Here is a 16,718-nt window from a genome sequence, read left to right on the forward strand (position 1 = left end):
CACGGGAAACTGACAGAAAAAAGAAGGGGGCCTGGGGGAATTCATTCCCCCAGCCTTGCTTTCACGCCCGTTTCTGTTCCACCGGGGCCGGTTCCGCTGTAAAGCCTCGGCATCATGCTCCCCCGTATCGCCATTGTCGGCCGGCCGAACGTCGGCAAGTCCACGCTGTTCAACCGCCTGGCCGGGCGCAAGCTCGCCATCGTGGACGACACCCCCGGCGTCACGCGCGACCGCAAGGAGGTCGAGGCCCGCCTCGGCCACCGTCCCGTGCTGCTGCTCGACACGGCGGGGCTGGAGGAGGCGCCGCCCGACACCGTCGCCGGCCGCATGCGCGCCAGCTCCGAGGCCGCCATCCGGCAGGCCGACCTGGTGCTCTTCGTGATCGACGCCCGCGCCGGCCTCACCCCGTCCGACCGCGCCTTCGCCGCCTGGCTGCGCCGCCAGTCGGTCCCCGTGCTGCTGGTCGCCAACAAGACCGAGGGCCGCGCCGGCGGCATGGCGGCGATGGAGGCCTATGAACTGGGCCTCGGCGATCCGGTCGCCATCTCCGCCGAGCATGGCGAGGGCATGGGCGACCTCTACAGCACCGCCATCGAGCTGCTGCCGGCCGAGGAGGATCCCGAGGCCCGCGAGCGTGACCGCCCGCTGCGGCTGGCCATCGTCGGCCGCCCGAATGCCGGCAAGTCCACCCTGCTCAATGCCCTGGTCGGCGAGGAGCGGATGATCACCGGCCCCGAGCCCGGCCTGACGCGCGACGCCGTCGCGGTCGAATGGACCGACGAGACCGGCGGCAAGGTTCGCCTCGTGGATACCGCCGGGATGCGCAAGAAGGCCCGCATCAGCGAAAGCCTGGAGCAGATGTCGGTCGGCGCCACCATCGCCGCGCTGAAGGAGGCGGAGGTGGCGGTGCTGGTGCTCGATGCCACCCTCGGCATGGACGAGCAGGACCTGCGCATCGCCCGCCTCGCCGAGCGCGAGGGCCGCGCCGTGGTCATCGCCTACAACAAGTGGGATGCGGTGGAGGACCGGGCGGTGGCGCGCAAGGCGCTGGAGGACGTGCTGCAGACCTCCCTCGCCCAGCTCAAGGGCATCACCGTCGTCGCGCTCTCGGCCATGACCGGCAAGGGCGTCGAGCGGCTGATGCCCGCCGTGCGGCAGACCGTCGAGCGCTGGAACCGCCGCATCCCGACCGGCGAGCTGAACCGCTGGTTCGAGGCCGCCGTGGCCCGCCACGCGCCGCCGCTGGCGGATGGCCGCCGCATCAAGCTGCGCTACGCCACCATGCCCAAGGCCCGGCCGCCGACCATCGCCGTCTTCGGCCCGCGCGCCGAGGACCTGCCGGAGGACTACCGCCGCTACCTCGTGAACAGCTTCCGCGAGGCCTTCGACATGCCGGGCGTGCCGATCCGCCTGCACGGACGCGGCGGCAAGAACCCCTTCGTCGAGGAATGAGCGCCCCGCCAGGGGCGCGGTCCCGATGATCGTCCGGCCAAGGCCGGGCGCGCTGGATCTGCTCTTCGCCCTGCGCGGCTCGATCGTGCCGCGCGTGGCGCCGCGCGTGCTGCTCATCGCCCTGCTGGCGGCGCTGCTCGCCTGGCTGCACCAGAGCGGCCGGCTGCGCTTCCCCGAGTTCACCGTCGCGCCCTTCGGGCTGCTCGGCATCGCGCTCTCGGTCTTCCTCGGCTTCCGCAACAACAGCTGCTACGATCGCTGGTGGGAGGCGCGGAAGCTCTGGGGCCAGCTCGTCGCCGAGTCCCGCAGCTTCGGGCGCGAGGTGACGGCCCTCTTTCCCGAGGATTCGGCGCTGCGCCAGCGCCTGCTCCACCGCGCCATCGGCTTCGCCGCGCAACTGGCCGCCCAGCTCCGCGGCACCGATGGCGCCGCCGCCGCGCGCGCCTGGCTGCCGGCAGAGGAGGCCGCCGCCCTGCCCGCACGGCGCAACCGGGGCGAGGCGATCCTGCGCGCCCAGGCCGCCGATCTGGCGGCGCTGCGGCGCGAGGGGCGTCTGGGCGACATGCTCTATGCCGGGCTGGCCGGGCACCTGGCCGCCATGGGCGGGGTGCAGGCCGGCACCGAGCGGATTCTCTCCACGCCCACGCCCTTCGCCTATACGCTGCTGCTGCACCGCACGGCCTGGCTGTTCTGTCTGCTGATGCCGGTCGGCTTCGTCGGCACGCTGGGCTTCTGGACGCCGCTGGTGGCGGCCATCCTGGCCTATGCGCTGTTCGGCCTCGATGCCCTGAGCGACGAGCTGGAGGAGCCCTTCGGCCTGGAGCAGAATGATCTGCCGCTGAACGCGCTGGTGCGCGTCATCGAGATCGACCTGCTGGAGATGTCGGGGGAGGCGGATTTGCCCGAGCCGCTGCGCCCGGACCGCCATCTGCTGCTGTGAAAGCCCCCGCCTGCGCGGCAGGCGGGGAGGTACAAAGGTCAGGAGAGCCGGAGAAGGTGCAGCACCGCGAGCAGGCCGGAGAAGGTCGCGCCGGTCAGCAGGAGCTGTTCCAGCAGGCGAATCCTCGGGGCCGTCAGCAGGCGGGCGCGGATGGTCGGTCTTTCTTGCATCGGCCAACCTCTCACATTCCGCATCCCAGGCCAAGCATCATGCGCCCGAGGGCAGCCCGGTCAGCGGGTGGCGAGGTATTCCAGCGTGTCGCCCTGCGGCAGGATGCCCTCGACATGCCGCCGGTGCCACAGCGCGTAGAACAGCAGGTGCCAGGCCGCGAAGCCTTCCCGCTTGCCGGAGGCGGCCTTGAACAGGGCCGCCACCCGGGCAGGCTTGGCGATCTCCATCACGCCGGGCTGCGCCGCCACCAGCGGCCCCAGCCGCTCGCCGGCATGCCCGATCCAGGCGCCGATCGGCACGGTGAAGCCCTGCTTCGGGCGGTGCGGCTCGGCGGCGGGGAAGTTGCGCGCCAGCCACTCGCGCAGCAGCCACTTGCCCCTGCCCTTGCGCACCTTCAGCGCATCCGGCAGGCGGAACACCGCCTCGGCCACGGCGCGGTCCAGGAAGGGCGTGCGGCCCTCCACGCCATGCGCCATCAGGCAGCGGTCGAGCTTCAGCAGCAGGTCGTTCGGCAGCCAGTCCGCCATGTCCAGCGCCTGCGCGGCCATCAGCCTTGTGCGGCCGCTGGAGGCGGCGGCGGCCTCGGCGGCGGCGATGCCATCGCGCCAGCCGGTGGGCGAGGCGCGCAGCACATCGAGGTGGTCGAAGGCGCCCCGGGTGCGCGGCGCCTTGCCGCCCAGCCACCAGGGCCGCATCGCCGCGCGATAGCGCCCATAGCCGCCCAGGATCTCGTCACCCCCCTCGCCGGAGAGCACCACCTTCACCGTCTCGCGGGCGCGGCGGGCCAGGAACCAGGTCGGGATGATGGCGTAGTCCGCCGCCGGGTCGTCCATGCCCGCCACGATCTCCGGCAGGTGCCGCCAGACCTCCGCCTCGGTCACGGTGATGGTCTCGTGCCGCGCCCCGGCCGCGCGGGCCAGGACGGCGGCGCGCTCGCGCTCGTCGGCGGCACCGGGCACGTCGAAGCCGGCGGTGAAGGCGCGCACCGGGCTTTCGTTCAGCCGCGCCATCATGGCCAGCACCGCCGCGCTGTCGGTGCCGCCGGAGAGGAACATGCCGTAGGGCACGTCGCTGCGCTGGTGCAGGTCCACGCTGTCGCGGAAGGCAGTCTCGAAGCGGGCCAGCGCCTCCTCCTCGCTGACGGGAAGCGGCCCGCCCTCCGGCAGCGCGGTGCGCTGGCGCCGCTCCAGCACCTTACCCTTGGCGATGGCGATGCTCTCGCCGGGCAGCACGCGGCGGATGCCCTCGAAGATCGTCTCGGCGCCGGTGGTGAACTGCATCTGCAGCAGTTCCGAGCGCGCCTCGGCGCGCACCCGCGGCGCCACCAGCCCGGCGGCGATCAGCGCCTGCGGCTCCGAGGCGAAGGCGATGCCCCCCTCCACCTCGGCGGTGTAGAGCGGCTTGATGCCGAAGGGGTCGCGCGCCAGCACCACCTCGCGCTCCACCCGGTCATGGATGGCGAAGGCGTACATGCCGCGCAGCGTGTCGGCAAAGGCCAGCCCGTCGCGGCGGAACAGGTGCAGCGGCGGCTCGCAGTCGCTGCCGGTGGCGCAGGAGAACAGGTTCTCGCCGCGCAGCTCGCGGTAGTTGTACACCTCGCCATTGCCGACCAGCGCGGCCGGCCCGGCAAAGAGCGGCTGGTCGCCGGTGGCGAGGTCGATGATCGCCAGCCGGGTATGCGCCAGGGCGACGTTGCCTGCCACGTGATGGCCGGCGCCGTCCGGGCCGCGATGCGCGAGGGCAGCCGTCATCCGTTGCAGCAGCGCCGCGTCCGGAACGAGTCCTTGCTTCAGGATGAGGCCGGCGATGCCGCACATGCGAGGGTCAGCTCCGCCCGCCCGGCGGTTCGGCAGATAAGGACCTCGCCGGGGCGGCAGCGGGAGGCGGCGCCACCTGTTGCAGAAAGCCGCGCCAGCGCGCAAGCACCGGCGCCGCGGCGAAGCCGGCGGCATAGGCGGCGCGGCCGGCCTCGCCCAGTGCGGCGCGGCGTTCCGGGTCGTCCAGCAGGGCGTTGACGGCGGCCGCCAGCGCCTCGGGCGACTCCAGCGGCACCAGCACGCCGGTCTCGCTGTCGCGGATCAGCTCCGAGGGTCCCTGCGCCGCCACCGCCACCACCGGCCGGCCGGCGCTCCAGGCCTCCAGCACGATGTTGCCCAGCGGCTCGTGACGGGAGGAGCAGATGAAGATGTCGCAGGCCGCCAGCAGCGCGCCGGAATCCTGCCGCCAGCCCAGGAACTGCACGCGGTCGGCCACCCCCAGCTCGGCCGCCAGGCGGGTCAGCGACTCGCGCTCCGGCCCCTCCCCGGCGATGGCCAGCGCCGCGCCGGGAAGGGACGGCATCGCCCGCAGCAGCGTGTCGAAGCCCTTGTTGCGGTGCAGCCGTCCCAGCGCCAGCAGGCGCGGCGCCCCGGGCCGCGCACCCGGCGGCAGGTCCAGCTCGGCCGGCAGCATGCCGCCCATGTCGTCCACGAAGTTCGGCAGGTAGTGCGCCCGCTCGCGCGGCCAGCCCTGGCGCACCATCCAGTCCACGAGGTCGCGCGTGTTGCCGACCAGATGGTCGCAGTGCCGGTAGTATTTCAGGTCGTAGTAGCCGCCCAGCCGCCCCACCAGGGTCCAGGGGCCGCGCGGGGTGAAGCTGGCCGCGCGGTTCATCCAGGCCACCACCACCTCGGGCTGGAAGGCCCGCAGCCTCGCCCGCAGGCGCAGCCGGGTCGGCAGGTCGAACCAGGTACCGAAGCGGAGCTGCACCGGCGTCAGACCGTGCACCGCCAGCCGCGCGGCGCGTGCCGGATCGCTGCGGATGACGGAGAGCACCTCGTCCCCCGCCCCGTGCAGCGCCACCGCAAGCCGCTCGTAGAAGCCCTCGGCGCCTCCCATCGTGCTGCCGGCCATCACCTGGGCAAGTCTCATGGGCGCCCCCCGGCCCCGGCACGGAACCGCCGCTCCCTCATGCCGCCGCCACTTCCGGCCGGCGCAACAGGGCGACGGCCTCCTCCAGCGCGGCGCCGACGCTCAGCGCCGTCATCGGTGCGCGGCCCGGCTCCCCCTGCGCCATCACCACCCGTGCCCGGCGGCCGGCCGGCGCGTATTCGCTGGCCTGGGTCGGGCCGAACAGGCCGAGGGTCGGTGCTCCCGCAGCTGCGGAGAGATGCATCAGCCCGGAATCATTGCCGACGAACAGCGCACAGCGGGCCAGCACCGCCGCCGCCTCCGGCAGGGAGAGGCGGCCCACCAGGTCCACCGCCTCCGGCAGCGCCCGCAGCACCGGGGCGGCCAGGCCGGCCTCCATCGCGCCCGGTCCGGCCAGCACCACCGGGCGTGCCCCGGGCAAGGGACCGTCCGGCGCGGTGAGCGCCTTGAAGAGTTCCACGAAGCGCTCCGGCGGCCAGACCTTGCCGGGCCAGTTGGCGCTGGGGCCAAGGGCGATGAACGGCCCCTCGCCGGGCAGCACCGCCTCCGCCCGCGCGACATCCGCGGCGTCGAACCAGGCGACCGGGCGCGGCGCGGGCGTCAGCCGCAGCACCTGCCCCAGATGCAGCAGCCGGTGGCCGGGCCGCCGTCCGCCGCGCATCACCGCGCGCGCGCGCGCCGGCACCAGCCAGGCCAGGGCCGAGCCGCGCAGGTCCACCACCAGGTCCCAGCGATGCCGCGCCACCTGGCTCCACAATGCCAGCCAGTGCAGCGAGAAGCGGCGCTTCTCCAGCACGATGGTGGCGTCGCGCCCCGGCATCCGGGCGAAGATCCCCTCCGCCGCCGGGCCGCAGGCCACGGTGATCCGCGCCTGCGGATAGGTCCGCAGCAGGTGGTCCAGCAGCCCGGTGGAGAGCACCGCATCCCCGATGCGGGTTGCGGTCACGAAGAGGATGCGCATGGTTGGCGCGCGCATAGCATGGTTAAGCGGTGGCGTGCAGCGTTGCGGCTTGTCTGCACCGCATCCCCTGCCAAAATCTTCGGGATGCCCATTGCCCCCCTTTCCGATCGTGCCGTGGTGGAACTCTCCGGCGAGGACCGCCTCAACTTCCTGCAGGGCCTCGTGTCCAACGACGTCGCGCAGGCGGCGCCCAACCGCGCCGTCTGGGCCGCACTGCTGACGCCGCAGGGCAAGTGGCTCGCCGACTTCTTCATCCTGGCCGAGGGCGACCGCCTGCTGCTGGACGTGCCCGCGGCCCAGGCCGCCCTGCTGGTGCAGCGTCTCTCGCGCTTCCGCCTGCGCTCCCGCGTGGCCCTTGCCGAGCGGCCGGACCTCGCCGTCTGGGCCGGCTGGGGCGAGGCCGCACCGCCGCCGGAGGCCATCGCCGCCCCCGATCCGCGCCTGCCCGAGGCCGGCTGGCGCGCCCTCCTGCCCGCCGGCCAGGCGCTGCCCGGCCCGGCGGGGGACTACGGACGGCACCGCCTGGCCCTCGGCCTGCCGGACGGCGCGCCCGACCTGGAGCCGGAGAAATCCGTGCTGCTGGAGGCCGGTTTCGACGAGCTCGGCGGCGTCTCCTGGAGCAAGGGCTGCTACATGGGCCAGGAGCTGACCGCCCGCACCAAGTATCGCGGCCTGCTGAAGCGGCGGCTGGTGCCGGTGGCGGTGGAGGGCCCCCTGCCCCCGCCGGGCACGCCGGTGCTGCGCGATGGCGCGGCGGTGGGCGAGATGCGCTCCGGCCATCCGGCCGGGCTGGGCCTCGCCCTGCTGCGCCTGCCGCTGCAGGAGGGTGAGCGCCTGTCCTGCGGCGAGGCGGTGCTGGTGCCGCGCGTGCCGGGCTGGATGCGGCTGCCGGAGCAGGCCGGCGGCTGAGCCGCCCGGCGCATGGTCAGGCGGCGCGGGCGATGAAGGCCACCGGGGCGATGATGCCGCGCCCCAGCGCCTCCATCACATTGCCCACCCGCTGCTGCGTCGCATTCCCCATCAGCACGTGCAGGCCGAGCGGCGGCGCGCCGTGCTGCGCCGCCTGCTCCCGCATCTCCCGCCCCAGCCGGAGCGCCAGCTCGCTGCGGTCCTCCTCGCGCTCCAGCGTGAAGCCGGCTTCGGCGAGTAGGCGCCGGTAGCTCTCGGGAGCCTCGACGAAGCTCGTCGCGCGACTGTCCGCCCAGGGCATGGGGTAGGGCAGCGGCTCCTCCGGCTTCACATGCACGATGTCATAGGCGCCGAGGCGGCCACCGGGCCTGAGCATGCGCCGCGCCTCGGCGAAGAGGCGCGGCTTGTCCGCCACGTTCATGCCGACATGGATCAGCGTCACGGCATCGAAGCTGCCGCTCGCGAGGGGAATGGCCAGCGCACTCGCCTTCAGGAAGCCAACCTTGCCGGAAAGTCCGCAGCGGCGGGTGAGCGCCGCGGCCACCGCAACGAATTCGGGCGTGATGTCGATGCCGGTGACCTGGCATCCATGCGCGTCGGCGAAGTACCGCGCCGGCCCGCCGAGGCCCGAGCCGATGTCGAGAACGCGCATCCCCGGCGCGAGGCCGAGCGCCTTCGCCAGTTCCGCCGTCGCCGCCAGCCAGCCGAGATGGAGTTCGTCGATCTCGGCGAGGTCGGCGGCGGTCAGCCGCTTCGCATCGCGGCCGCTGGCCGCCAACGCATCGAGGATGGCGCGTTCCAGCGCCCCATGCGTGTAGTGCTGCGCGACATCCTGCTCGATCGCCATGGCCGCCCCCTGGACGGGTTGCAGCAGGCAGTCTAGCCCCAGTCCCCGGCCGGGCCGAACCACATCCGAGGGAGCGGCGACAGCGCCGCCGGGCGGAGCCTTGCCCCCGCCCGGCGGCCCGTGACGTCAGGCCGTGCGGTCGGTGCCACCGCCGGCCAGCGCCGCCTGCGCCGCCGCCAGCCGCGCCACCGGCACGCGGTAGGGCGAGCAGGAGACGTAATCCAGCCCGACGCTCTCGCAGAACTGGATCGAGGCCGGATCGCCGCCATGCTCGCCACAGATGCCGAGCTTGAGCTGAGCCTTCACCTTGCGGCCCTTCTCGGTGGCGATCTGCACCAGCGCACCGACGCCCTCCGGGTCGATCGAGACGAAGGGGTCCTTCGGCAGGATGCCCTTCTCGACGTAGTAGGGCAGGAACTTGCCGGCATCGTCGCGCGAGAGGCCGAAGGTGGTCTGCGTCAGGTCGTTGGTGCCGAAGGAGAAGAAGTCGGCCACGCCCGCGATGGCGTCCGCCGTGAGCGCGGCGCGCGGCAGCTCAATCATGGTGCCGACCAGGTACTCGATGGTGGTGCCGGTTTCGGCGAAGACCTCCTTCGCCACCTTGTCCACCTGGGCGCGGGTGATCTCCAGCTCCTTCTTCATGCCCACCAGCGGGATCATGATCTCCGGCACCGGCGCCTTGCCCGTCTCCTTGGCGGTGGCAACGGCCGCCTCGAAGATGGCGCGCGCCTGCATCTCGTAGATCTCGGGATAGGTCACGCCGAGGCGGCAGCCGCGATGGCCGAGCATCGGGTTGGCCTCGGAGAGGTCGAGCGCCCGCCGCTTCATGGCAGCGACGTCGGCGCCCAGCCCCTCGGCCACCTCCACCAGGTCCTCGTCCTTGTGGGGCAGGAACTCGTGCAGCGGCGGGTCGAGCAGCCGGATCGTCACCGGCAGCCCGGCCATGATGCGGAACAGCTCGATGAAGTCCTTGCGCTGGAAGGGCAGCAGCTTGGCCAGCGCCTCGCGCCGCGCGCCCTCGCTCTCGGACATGATCATCTGCCGCACGGCGCCGATGCGCTCGGGGTCGAAGAACATGTGCTCGGTGCGGCAGAGGCCGATGCCCTCGGCGCCGAATTTCCGTGCGGTTTCGGCGTCCAGCGGGGTCTCGGCATTGGCACGCACCTTCAGGCGGCGCACCTTGTCGGCCCAGCCCATCAGCGTCGCGAAGTCGCCGGAGAGCTGCGGCTCCACCATCGGCACGGTGCCGAGGAAGATCTCGCCGGTGGCGCCGTCGAGCGTGATGGTCTCGCCCGCCTGCACCACCTTGCCACCGGCCGAGAGCTGCTGGCTGTGGTAGTCCACCACCACGCCGCCGGCGCCGGCCACGCAGGGCCGGCCCATGCCGCGCGCCACCACGGCCGCGTGGCTGGTCATGCCGCCGCGCGTGGTCAGGATGCCCTTGGCGGCGTGCATGCCGTGGATGTCCTCGGGCGAGGTCTCGATGCGCACCAGGATGACGCTCTCGCCCTTGGCGGCGCGCGCCTCGGCCTCGTCGGCGGAGAACACCACCACGCCGCAGGCGGCGCCCGGCGAGGCCGGCAGGCCCTTGGAGAGCAGCGTGCGCGCTCCCTTCGGGTCGAGCGTCGGGTGCAGCAGCTGATCGAGCGAGGAGGGTGCGACGCGCTTCACCGCCTCCGGCTCGTCGATCAGCCCCTCGCGCGCCATGTCCACGGCGATCTTGAGGCTGGCGGCGGCGGTGCGCTTCCCGTTGCGCGTCTGCAGCATGTACAGCTTGTTCTGCTGCACGGTGAACTCGATGTCCTGCATGTCCGTGTAGTGCTTCTCGAGCGTCTCACGGACCTGCATCAGCTCGGCGAAGGCGCCGGGCATCGCCTCCTCCATGCTGCGCTCTCCGGGCTTGGCGCGGCTCTTGCGGATCGGCTGCGGCGTGCGGATGCCGGCCACCACGTCCTCGCCCTGGGCGTTGATCAGGTACTCGCCGTAGAACAGGTTCTCGCCGGTCGAGGGGTCGCGGGTGAAGCAGACGCCCGTCGCGCAGTCCTCGCCCATGTTGCCGAAGACCATGGCCTGGACGTTCACCGCCGTGCCCCATTCGGCCGGGATGTCGTGCAGGCGGCGGTAGGTGATGGCGCGCTGGTTCATCCAGGAGCCGAAGACCGCGCCGATGGCGCCCCAGAGCTGCGCCTCGGGCTCCTGCGGGAAGGGCGAGCCCAGCACCTCCTCCACCATGCGCTTGTAGGCGCCGACGACCTGCGTCCAGTCCCCGGCGGTGAGCGCGGTGTCCTCGGAGACGCCCTTGTCCAGCTTGGCGTCCTCGATGATCTCCTCGAAGCGGTGGTGGTCCACCCCGAGCACCACCGAGCCGTACATCTGGATGAAGCGGCGGTAGCTGTCCCAGGCGAAGCGCGGGTCGCCGGAGGCGGCGGCGAGGCCTTCCACCGTGCGGTCGTTCAGCCCGAGGTTCAGCACCGTGTCCATCATGCCCGGCATGGAGACGCGGGCGCCGGAGCGGACCGAGACCAGCAGCGGCCTGGCCTCGTCGCCGAACTTCAGCCCGACCGCCTCCTCGATGCGCGCCAAGCCCTCGGCCACCTGCGCCTTCAGCTCGGCCGGGTACTGCTTGTCATGCTCGTAGTAGTAGGTGCAGACCTCGGTGGTGATGGTGAAACCCGGAGGCACGGGCAGCCCGATCGAGGCCATCTCGGCCAGGTTGGCGCCCTTGCCACCCAGCAGGTTGCGCATCTCGGCCTTGCCGTCATTGCGGCCGGCGCCGAAGCCGTACACCCACTTCTGCATCCCGGGTTTCCTTCAGCCTTCGATCTTGGAGAAATCGGCCACCTGGTCGATGGCCGCCCGCAGGCGCGCCAGCAGGCCCAGGCGGTTGCGCCGCAGGCCCTGGTCGGCGTCGTTGACCACGACCTTATCAAAGAAAGCGTCAACCGGCGCGCGCAGATCGGCGAGCGCCGACATCGCCGCGGTGTCCTCCTCCGCGCGCAGGGCGGCCAGCGCCCGCGGCAGGGTGGCGTCGAGCGCGGCGGAGAGCGCCTTCTCCTCCTCCGCCATGAAGCGGGCGGCATCGGTCTCCGCGCGGTGCGGCCCGTCCTTCCGGTCCTCGATGCGCAGGATGTTGGCCGCGCGTCGATAGGCGGTCAGCAGGTTGGCGCCGTCCTCGCCTTCCAGGAAGGCGCGCAGGGCGGCGGCGCGGGCCAGCAGGCGCACCAGGTCATCCCCGCCGCCGGCGCCGCCAGCGGAACCAAGCGTCGCCGCCAGCACGTCATGCCGCTCGCCCTCGGCGCGCAGCTGCACGCGCAGCCGCTCGGCCAAAAAGTCGAGCAGCCCGGCGGCGAAGGCGGCCACCATGGGCGGGTGGTCGGAGCCGGGCGCGGGCTGGAAGCCGGCCTTCATCTTCTCCTGCGCCACCGCCATGCCGAATTCCGGCTCGGCGGTCGTGCCGAGCGCCTGCGGAAAGCCGAAGAAGGCCTCCGCCAGCACGTCGCTCAGCCCGAGCCGCAGCCCGTTCTCCCGCAGGATGCGGATGACGCCGAGCGCGGCGCGGCGCAGCGCATAGGGGTCGCCCGAGCCGGTCGGCCGCTCGTCCACCGCGAAGAAGCCGACGAGCTGGTCGATCTTGTCGGCCAGCGCGACGGCCATGGCGATCGGCTCGGAGGGCACCGAGTCCCCCGGGCCGAGCGGGCGGTAGTGCGCGGCGATGGCCTCGGCCACGCGCCGGTCCTCACCGTCCTTCAGCGCGTAGTAGCGGCCGATGATGCCCTGCAGCTCCGGGAATTCCCCCACGAGGCCGCTGGCCAGATCCGCCTTGGCCAGCCGCGCGGCGCGGGCGGCCAGCGCCGGCTCGGCGCCGAGCTTCGGCGCCAGCCAGGCGGCCAGCCGCTCCAGCCGCGAGACGCGCTGCCCCTGGGTGCCGAGCCTGGCATGAAAGACCACGCCCTCCAGCTTCGGCAGGAAGTCCTCCAGCCGCTGCTTGCGGTCGAGGTCCCAGAAGAAGCGGGCGTCCGAGAGGCGGGCGCGCAGCACCCGCTCGTTGCCCGCCGCCACCGCCCTGCCGCCATCGCGCGGCGCGATGTTGGAGACCAGCGCGAAGCAGGGCGCCGCCGTGCCATCCGGCCGGCGCAGCGCGAAATAGCGCTGGTTCACCCGCATGGTGGTGCGCATCAGCTCGGGCGGCAGATCCATGAAGCTGTCGTCGATCCGGCCGAGCAGCGGCACGGGCCACTCCACCAGCCCGGCCACCTCGGCCACGAGCCCCTCGTCCGGCACCACCTCGCCCCCCTCCGCCGCGGCCAGCGCCGCAATACCGTCACGCACCAGCTTGGCGCGCTCAACGGGGTCGATAATGACATTCCGGGCGGCGAGTTGCGTCGCATAGTCCGAGAAACTTCTCACCGTGAAGGCGCCGGGCGACATGATGCGGTGCCCCTCGGTGACGTCGCCGGCCATCAGCCCGTGCCCGTCATCCTCGCCCTGGAGCAGGCTGAAGGGCACCACCTCGCCGCCGAACAGGCAGAGGATGCGCTTCAGCGGCCGCACCCAGGTGAAGCCGCTGGTGCCGCCCCAGCGCATCGACTTCGGCCAGGGGAAGCGGCGCAGCAGGCCAGGAATGATCTCGGCCAGCACGTCCGGCGTGGCGCGCCCGGGCCGGCGGATCACCGCATAGAGATAGACGCCCTTGCCGGTGTCCCGCTCCTCAAGCTGAGCGCGGGTGAGGCCGGTGGCGCGCAGGAAGCCCTCCAGCGCCGGGCCGGTGGCGTCGGCGCGCGGGCCGCGCCGCTCCTCCTCCACCGCCGCCGTGCCGGCCGGCAGCTCAGCCACCAGCGCCAGCCGGCGCGGGCCGGAGAGCGTGCGCAGACCCTCCGCAGGCAGGCCGGCGCCCTTCAGCGCCTCCCCCATCAGCCGCGCCAGGTCCTCGGCCGCGCGCGCCTGCATGCGGGCGGGGATTTCCTCGGAGAACAGTTCGAGCAGGAGTTCGGGCATCGGGGGGCCTTGCGGAGAACGGCGGTCAGGCAGTCGGTGGGAAGGCGGGCGGGCCGTCAGGCGCCCGCCAGCCAGCTCTCGCAGCAGCGCTTGGCCAGCGCGCGGACGCGGCCGATATAGGCCGCCCGCTCCGTCACGCTGATGGCACCCCGCGCATCCAGCAGGTTGAAGGCATGGCTGGCCTTGATGCACTGGTCATAGGCCGGCAGGGCCAGCGCCTTCTCCACCAGGGAGGCGCACTCCTGCTCCGCATCCTTGAAATGCTGGAACAGCAGGGCGGTGTCGGCATGCTCGAAGTTGAAGGCGCTGTACTCCTTCTCGGCGCGCAGGAAGACGTCGCCATAGCGTACCCCCTGGCCGTTGAAATCGAGGTCATAGACGTTCTCGACCCCCTGGATGTACATCGCCAGCCGCTCCAGCCCGTAGGTCAACTCGGAGCTGGGCTTCTCCACCGGGATGCCGCCGACCTGCTGGAAATAGGTGAACTGCGTCACCTCCATACCGTCGCACCAGACCTCCCAGCCCAGACCCCAGGCGCCCAGCGTCGGGCTCTCCCAGTCGTCCTCGACGAAGCGGATGTCGTGCAGGCCGGGGTCGATACCCAGCGCCTTGTAGCTCTCGATCAGCAGCGCCTGCGGGTCGGCCGGGCTCGGCTTCAGGATCACCTGATACTGATAATAGTGCTGCAGCCGGTTCGGGTTCTCGCCGTAGCGCCCGTCCGCCGGACGGCGGGAGGGCTGCACATAGGCCGCCTTCCAGGGCTGCGGCCCCAGCGCCCGCAGCGTCGTCGCAGGATGGAAGGTGCCGGCGCCCATCTCCATGTCATAGGGCTGCAGGATCACGCAGCCCTGCGCCGACCAGAACCGGTGCAGCGTCAGGATGATGTCCTGGAAGCTGAGGGGCTTGCCAGAGGACGAGCCCGAGGAAGAGCCCGGGAAAGAGGCGGTCATCTGCGGCGTTCCGGTCATCATGTCTTGGGCTTGCGGCCGTGTTATGCGGCGCACCATAAGACCCGCCCCACCCCCCGGCAAGGAAGGGCCCATCGCCGATGTCCGCCACCGAGACGCTGATCCGTTCCTACTACGACGCCTTCAACGCCGGTGACGCCGAGTCCATGCTCGCCCTGCTGACCGAGGACGTGGCGCACGACATCAACCAGGGCGGACGCGAAGTGGGCATCCCCGCCTTCCGTGCCTTCATGGCCCGGATGAACGCCCACTACCGCGAGCAGCTGCGCGACATCGTGGTGCTCACCGAGCCCGCCGGCCAGCGCGCCGCGGCCGAGTTCACCGTGCACGGCACCTACCTCGCCACCGACGAAGGGCTCCCCGAGGCCCGCGGCCAGACCTACACCCTCCCCGCCGGCGCCTTCTTCGAGGTCCACGACGGCCGCATCGCCCGCGTCTCCAACTTCTACAACCTGGCCGACTGGATCGCCCAGGTCGGCGGTTGAGCCGCCCGCGATGCGCTACCGGCTGGTGATCTTCGACTTCGACGGCACCCTGGCCGACAGCTTCCCCTGGTTCACCGGCGCCCTCAACGAGGCCGCCCGCCGCTTCGGCTTCCGCGTCATCGACGCGGAGGAAGGCGAGGCGCTCCGCGCCCTCGGCGCGCGCGAGATCATGCGCCGCCTGGACGTGCCGGGCTGGAAGCTGCCCTGGATCATCCGCCACCTCCGGCGGGAAAAGCAGGCCGTGGCGGGCACCCTTCCCCTCTTCCCCGGCGTGCCGGAGCTGCTCGCCGCCCTCCCGGCGGCCGGGGCACGGCTGGCGATCGTCAGCTCCGATTCCGAGGTCTCGATCCGCGCCACCCTCGGCCCTGGCCTGGCCGGGCTGATCGGCCACTACGGCACCCGCGCCTCCCTCTTCGGCAAGCCGCGCAAGCTGCGGGCGGTGCTGCGCCAGACCGGCACCCCCGCCCGCGAGGCCATCTACATGGGCGACGAACGGCGCGACGCCGAGGCCGCCCAGGCAGTGGGCATGGATTTCGGCGCCGTCGCCTGGGGCTACGCCACCCGCGCGGCCCTCGCCGGCACCCGCCCGGCCCTGATCTTCGACAGCCCCGCCGAGATCATGGCCCGCTTCACCGAGGCCGCGGCCTGCCCGGAGCCGTAGCCAGAAAAAGCCCGGGGGAAGGAATTCCCCCGGACCCCCATCTTCTCTTTGTCAGTTTTGGCGCATCGCTGCCCGCCAGCGCGGGAAGCCCGAAGAAATGAAGAAGGGGGGTCTGGGGGAATTCCTCCCCCCAGCCTTGCTTCAGACCCACTCGCCCTTGCGCATCAGCGGCGTCGCGCTGCCGTCGAAGCCGATGCCGTCCAGGTCCACCTCGGCCGAGCCGATCATCCAGTCCACATGGATCAGGCTGGAATTGCCGCCGCGCTCGGCGAACTGCGCGTCGGTCATGCTCTCGGCATCCACGAAGCACTTCTTGTAGGCCTGGCCCAGCGCGATGTGGCTGGCCGCGTTCTCATCGAACAGCGTGTTGAAGAACAGCAGCCCGCTCTGCGAGATCGGCGAGGAATGCGGCACCAGCGCCACCTCGCCCAGCCGCCGCGCGCCCTCGTCGGTCGAGATCATCTTCTGCAGCACTTCCTCGCCCGTGCTGGCATGCGCCTCGACGATCCTGCCCTCCGCGAAGCGCACGCGGATGTCGCGGATCAGCGTGCCCCCATGGGCCAGCGGCTTGGTGGCGGCCACCGTGCCCTCCGTCATCGCCGCATGCGGGGTGGTGAACACCTCCTCGGTCGGGATGTTGGGGTTGCCAGTGATGCCGTTGCGCGCCTTCGAGATGCCGCCCATCCAGGCATGATTGTCAGCCAGCCCCACGGTCAGGTCGGTGCCCGGCCCCTGGAAGCGCAGCGCGCGGAAGCGCCGCTCGGTCAGCATCTGGCGCCGCGCCATCAGCGCCGCGTTGTGCTCGGCCCAGGCCGCCTTGGGGTCGGGCCGGTCCACGCGCGTGCTGGCATAGAGCGCCTCCCACAGCTTCGCCACCGCCTCGGCCTCCGGCAGCTCGGGAAACACCGCGCGCGCCCAGGCCGGGGTGGCGAAGGGCACCAGCGTCCAGTTGATGGCCGAGGCGGTGATCAGCTCCAGCGCCGGCCGATAGGCCTTGGAGCGCGCGCGGTTGGCGCGCGCCACCTTCTCGGCGTCCTGCCCGGCCAGCAGGTTGGGGTCCTCCCCCACCACGGCGAGGCGGGCCGCACCGCCGCGGAAGGCGGCCGCCATGCCCTCGTACATCCAGCCCGGCGCCACGTCGAAGCTGCCATCGCTGGCGAAGCGGTAGCGGGCGAGCGCGCATTCATCGTCGGAGAACAGCGTCGTCACCAGCGAGGCGCCGGTCTTGTAGGCCTGCTCGGTGATGCGGCGGACCAGCGGCAGTGCCTCGATGGAGGCGGTCATCACCAGTTCCTGGCCCGGATGGAGCCCACCCAGCCCGACCTGCACGGCGATCTCGGCCAGCCGGTCGAGGCGGGGGTCGGCGGTGGTGGCGGTCTGCGGCGGATGCTGGTCCATGGATGGCCTCCTGTGGTCGCC

The 16,718-nt window shown here is 72.3% G+C and carries 14 protein-coding genes; 5 read left to right on the top strand and 9 right to left on the bottom strand.

Translation table 11 applies throughout. The annotated features are described in order from the left end of the window. Positions 1 to 114 precede the first annotated feature (114 nt). Together der and QMO56_RS01555 are read left to right on the top strand one after the other, a co-directional pair. Positions 115 to 1,452 (top strand): ribosome biogenesis GTPase Der, encoded by a 1,338-nt coding sequence (der, locus tag QMO56_RS01550; protein WP_283523263.1) that lies wholly within the window; start codon positions 115 to 117, stop codon positions 1,450 to 1,452. Positions 1,453 to 1,477: 25 nt separating this feature from the next. Beyond that, positions 1,478 to 2,392, top strand: a complete 915-nt coding sequence (locus QMO56_RS01555; protein WP_283523264.1) for a bestrophin family protein — start codon at positions 1,478 to 1,480, stop codon at positions 2,390 to 2,392. A gap of 38 nt (positions 2,393 to 2,430) precedes the next feature. Here QMO56_RS01555 and QMO56_RS01560 read toward each other — a convergent pair whose 3' ends face one another. From QMO56_RS01560 to QMO56_RS01575, 4 genes are read right to left on the bottom strand one after another with little or no spacing between them, the layout of a single operon-like run. Beyond that, complete coding sequence (locus tag QMO56_RS01560; protein WP_283523265.1) at positions 2,431 to 2,562, bottom strand: hypothetical protein; 132 nt, start codon at positions 2,560 to 2,562, stop codon at positions 2,431 to 2,433. A 60-nt stretch (positions 2,563 to 2,622) separates the two neighbouring features. After that, positions 2,623 to 4,380, bottom strand: a complete 1,758-nt coding sequence (gene asnB / locus QMO56_RS01565; RefSeq protein ID WP_283523266.1) for an asparagine synthase (glutamine-hydrolyzing) — start codon at positions 4,378 to 4,380, stop codon at positions 2,623 to 2,625. 7 nt (positions 4,381 to 4,387) lie between these two features. Further along, on the bottom strand, positions 4,388 to 5,473 hold the full coding sequence (locus QMO56_RS01570; RefSeq protein ID WP_283523267.1) for a glycosyltransferase: 1,086 nt from the start codon (positions 5,471 to 5,473) through the stop codon (positions 4,388 to 4,390). A 37-nt stretch (positions 5,474 to 5,510) separates the two neighbouring features. Then, a complete protein-coding gene (locus QMO56_RS01575; RefSeq protein WP_283523268.1) occupies positions 5,511 to 6,434 on the bottom strand; it encodes a glycosyltransferase family 9 protein in 924 nt (307 codons plus the stop codon). Positions 6,435 to 6,518: 84 nt separating this feature from the next. Here QMO56_RS01575 and QMO56_RS01580 point away from each other — a divergent pair, with 84 nt between their 5' ends. Then, a complete protein-coding gene (locus QMO56_RS01580; RefSeq protein WP_283523269.1) occupies positions 6,519 to 7,343 on the top strand; it encodes a folate-binding protein YgfZ in 825 nt (274 codons plus the stop codon). A gap of 16 nt (positions 7,344 to 7,359) precedes the next feature. Here the strand turns inward: QMO56_RS01580 and QMO56_RS01585 are convergent, their stop codons facing one another. The 4 genes from QMO56_RS01585 to QMO56_RS01600 all read right to left on the bottom strand — a co-directional run bounded on the left by QMO56_RS01585 (position 7,360) and on the right by QMO56_RS01600 (position 14,135). Beyond that, complete coding sequence (locus QMO56_RS01585) at positions 7,360 to 8,190, bottom strand: cyclopropane-fatty-acyl-phospholipid synthase family protein (protein ID WP_283523270.1); 831 nt, start codon at positions 8,188 to 8,190, stop codon at positions 7,360 to 7,362. A gap of 126 nt (positions 8,191 to 8,316) precedes the next feature. Continuing rightward, complete coding sequence (ppdK, locus tag QMO56_RS01590) at positions 8,317 to 10,989, bottom strand: pyruvate, phosphate dikinase (RefSeq protein ID WP_283523271.1); 2,673 nt, start codon at positions 10,987 to 10,989, stop codon at positions 8,317 to 8,319. Positions 10,990 to 11,001: 12 nt separating this feature from the next. Beyond that, on the bottom strand, positions 11,002 to 13,185 hold the full coding sequence (glyS, locus tag QMO56_RS01595; RefSeq protein WP_283523272.1) for a glycine--tRNA ligase subunit beta: 2,184 nt from the start codon (positions 13,183 to 13,185) through the stop codon (positions 11,002 to 11,004). Between the two features lie 56 nt (positions 13,186 to 13,241). Beyond that, on the bottom strand, positions 13,242 to 14,135 hold the full coding sequence (locus QMO56_RS01600; protein ID WP_283523273.1) for a glycine--tRNA ligase subunit alpha: 894 nt from the start codon (positions 14,133 to 14,135) through the stop codon (positions 13,242 to 13,244). Between the two features lie 98 nt (positions 14,136 to 14,233). On the opposite strand from QMO56_RS01600, the gene QMO56_RS01605 reads away from it, so the two are divergent. Then, entirely contained in the window at positions 14,234 to 14,638 is a 405-nt protein-coding gene (locus QMO56_RS01605) for a ketosteroid isomerase-related protein (protein WP_283523274.1), read from the top strand. Between the two features lie 10 nt (positions 14,639 to 14,648). Further along, on the top strand, positions 14,649 to 15,299 hold the full coding sequence (locus QMO56_RS01610; protein WP_283523275.1) for an HAD hydrolase-like protein: 651 nt from the start codon (positions 14,649 to 14,651) through the stop codon (positions 15,297 to 15,299). 141 nt (positions 15,300 to 15,440) lie between these two features. Here the strand turns inward: QMO56_RS01610 and QMO56_RS01615 are convergent, their stop codons facing one another. Continuing rightward, positions 15,441 to 16,697 (bottom strand): aminopeptidase, encoded by a 1,257-nt coding sequence (locus QMO56_RS01615; RefSeq protein WP_283523276.1) that lies wholly within the window; start codon positions 16,695 to 16,697, stop codon positions 15,441 to 15,443. Positions 16,698 to 16,718: the final 21 nt, after the last annotated feature.

Source organism: Roseomonas sp. E05, assembly GCF_030063475.1.
Classification (GTDB): domain Bacteria; phylum Pseudomonadota; class Alphaproteobacteria; order Acetobacterales; family Acetobacteraceae; genus Pseudoroseomonas.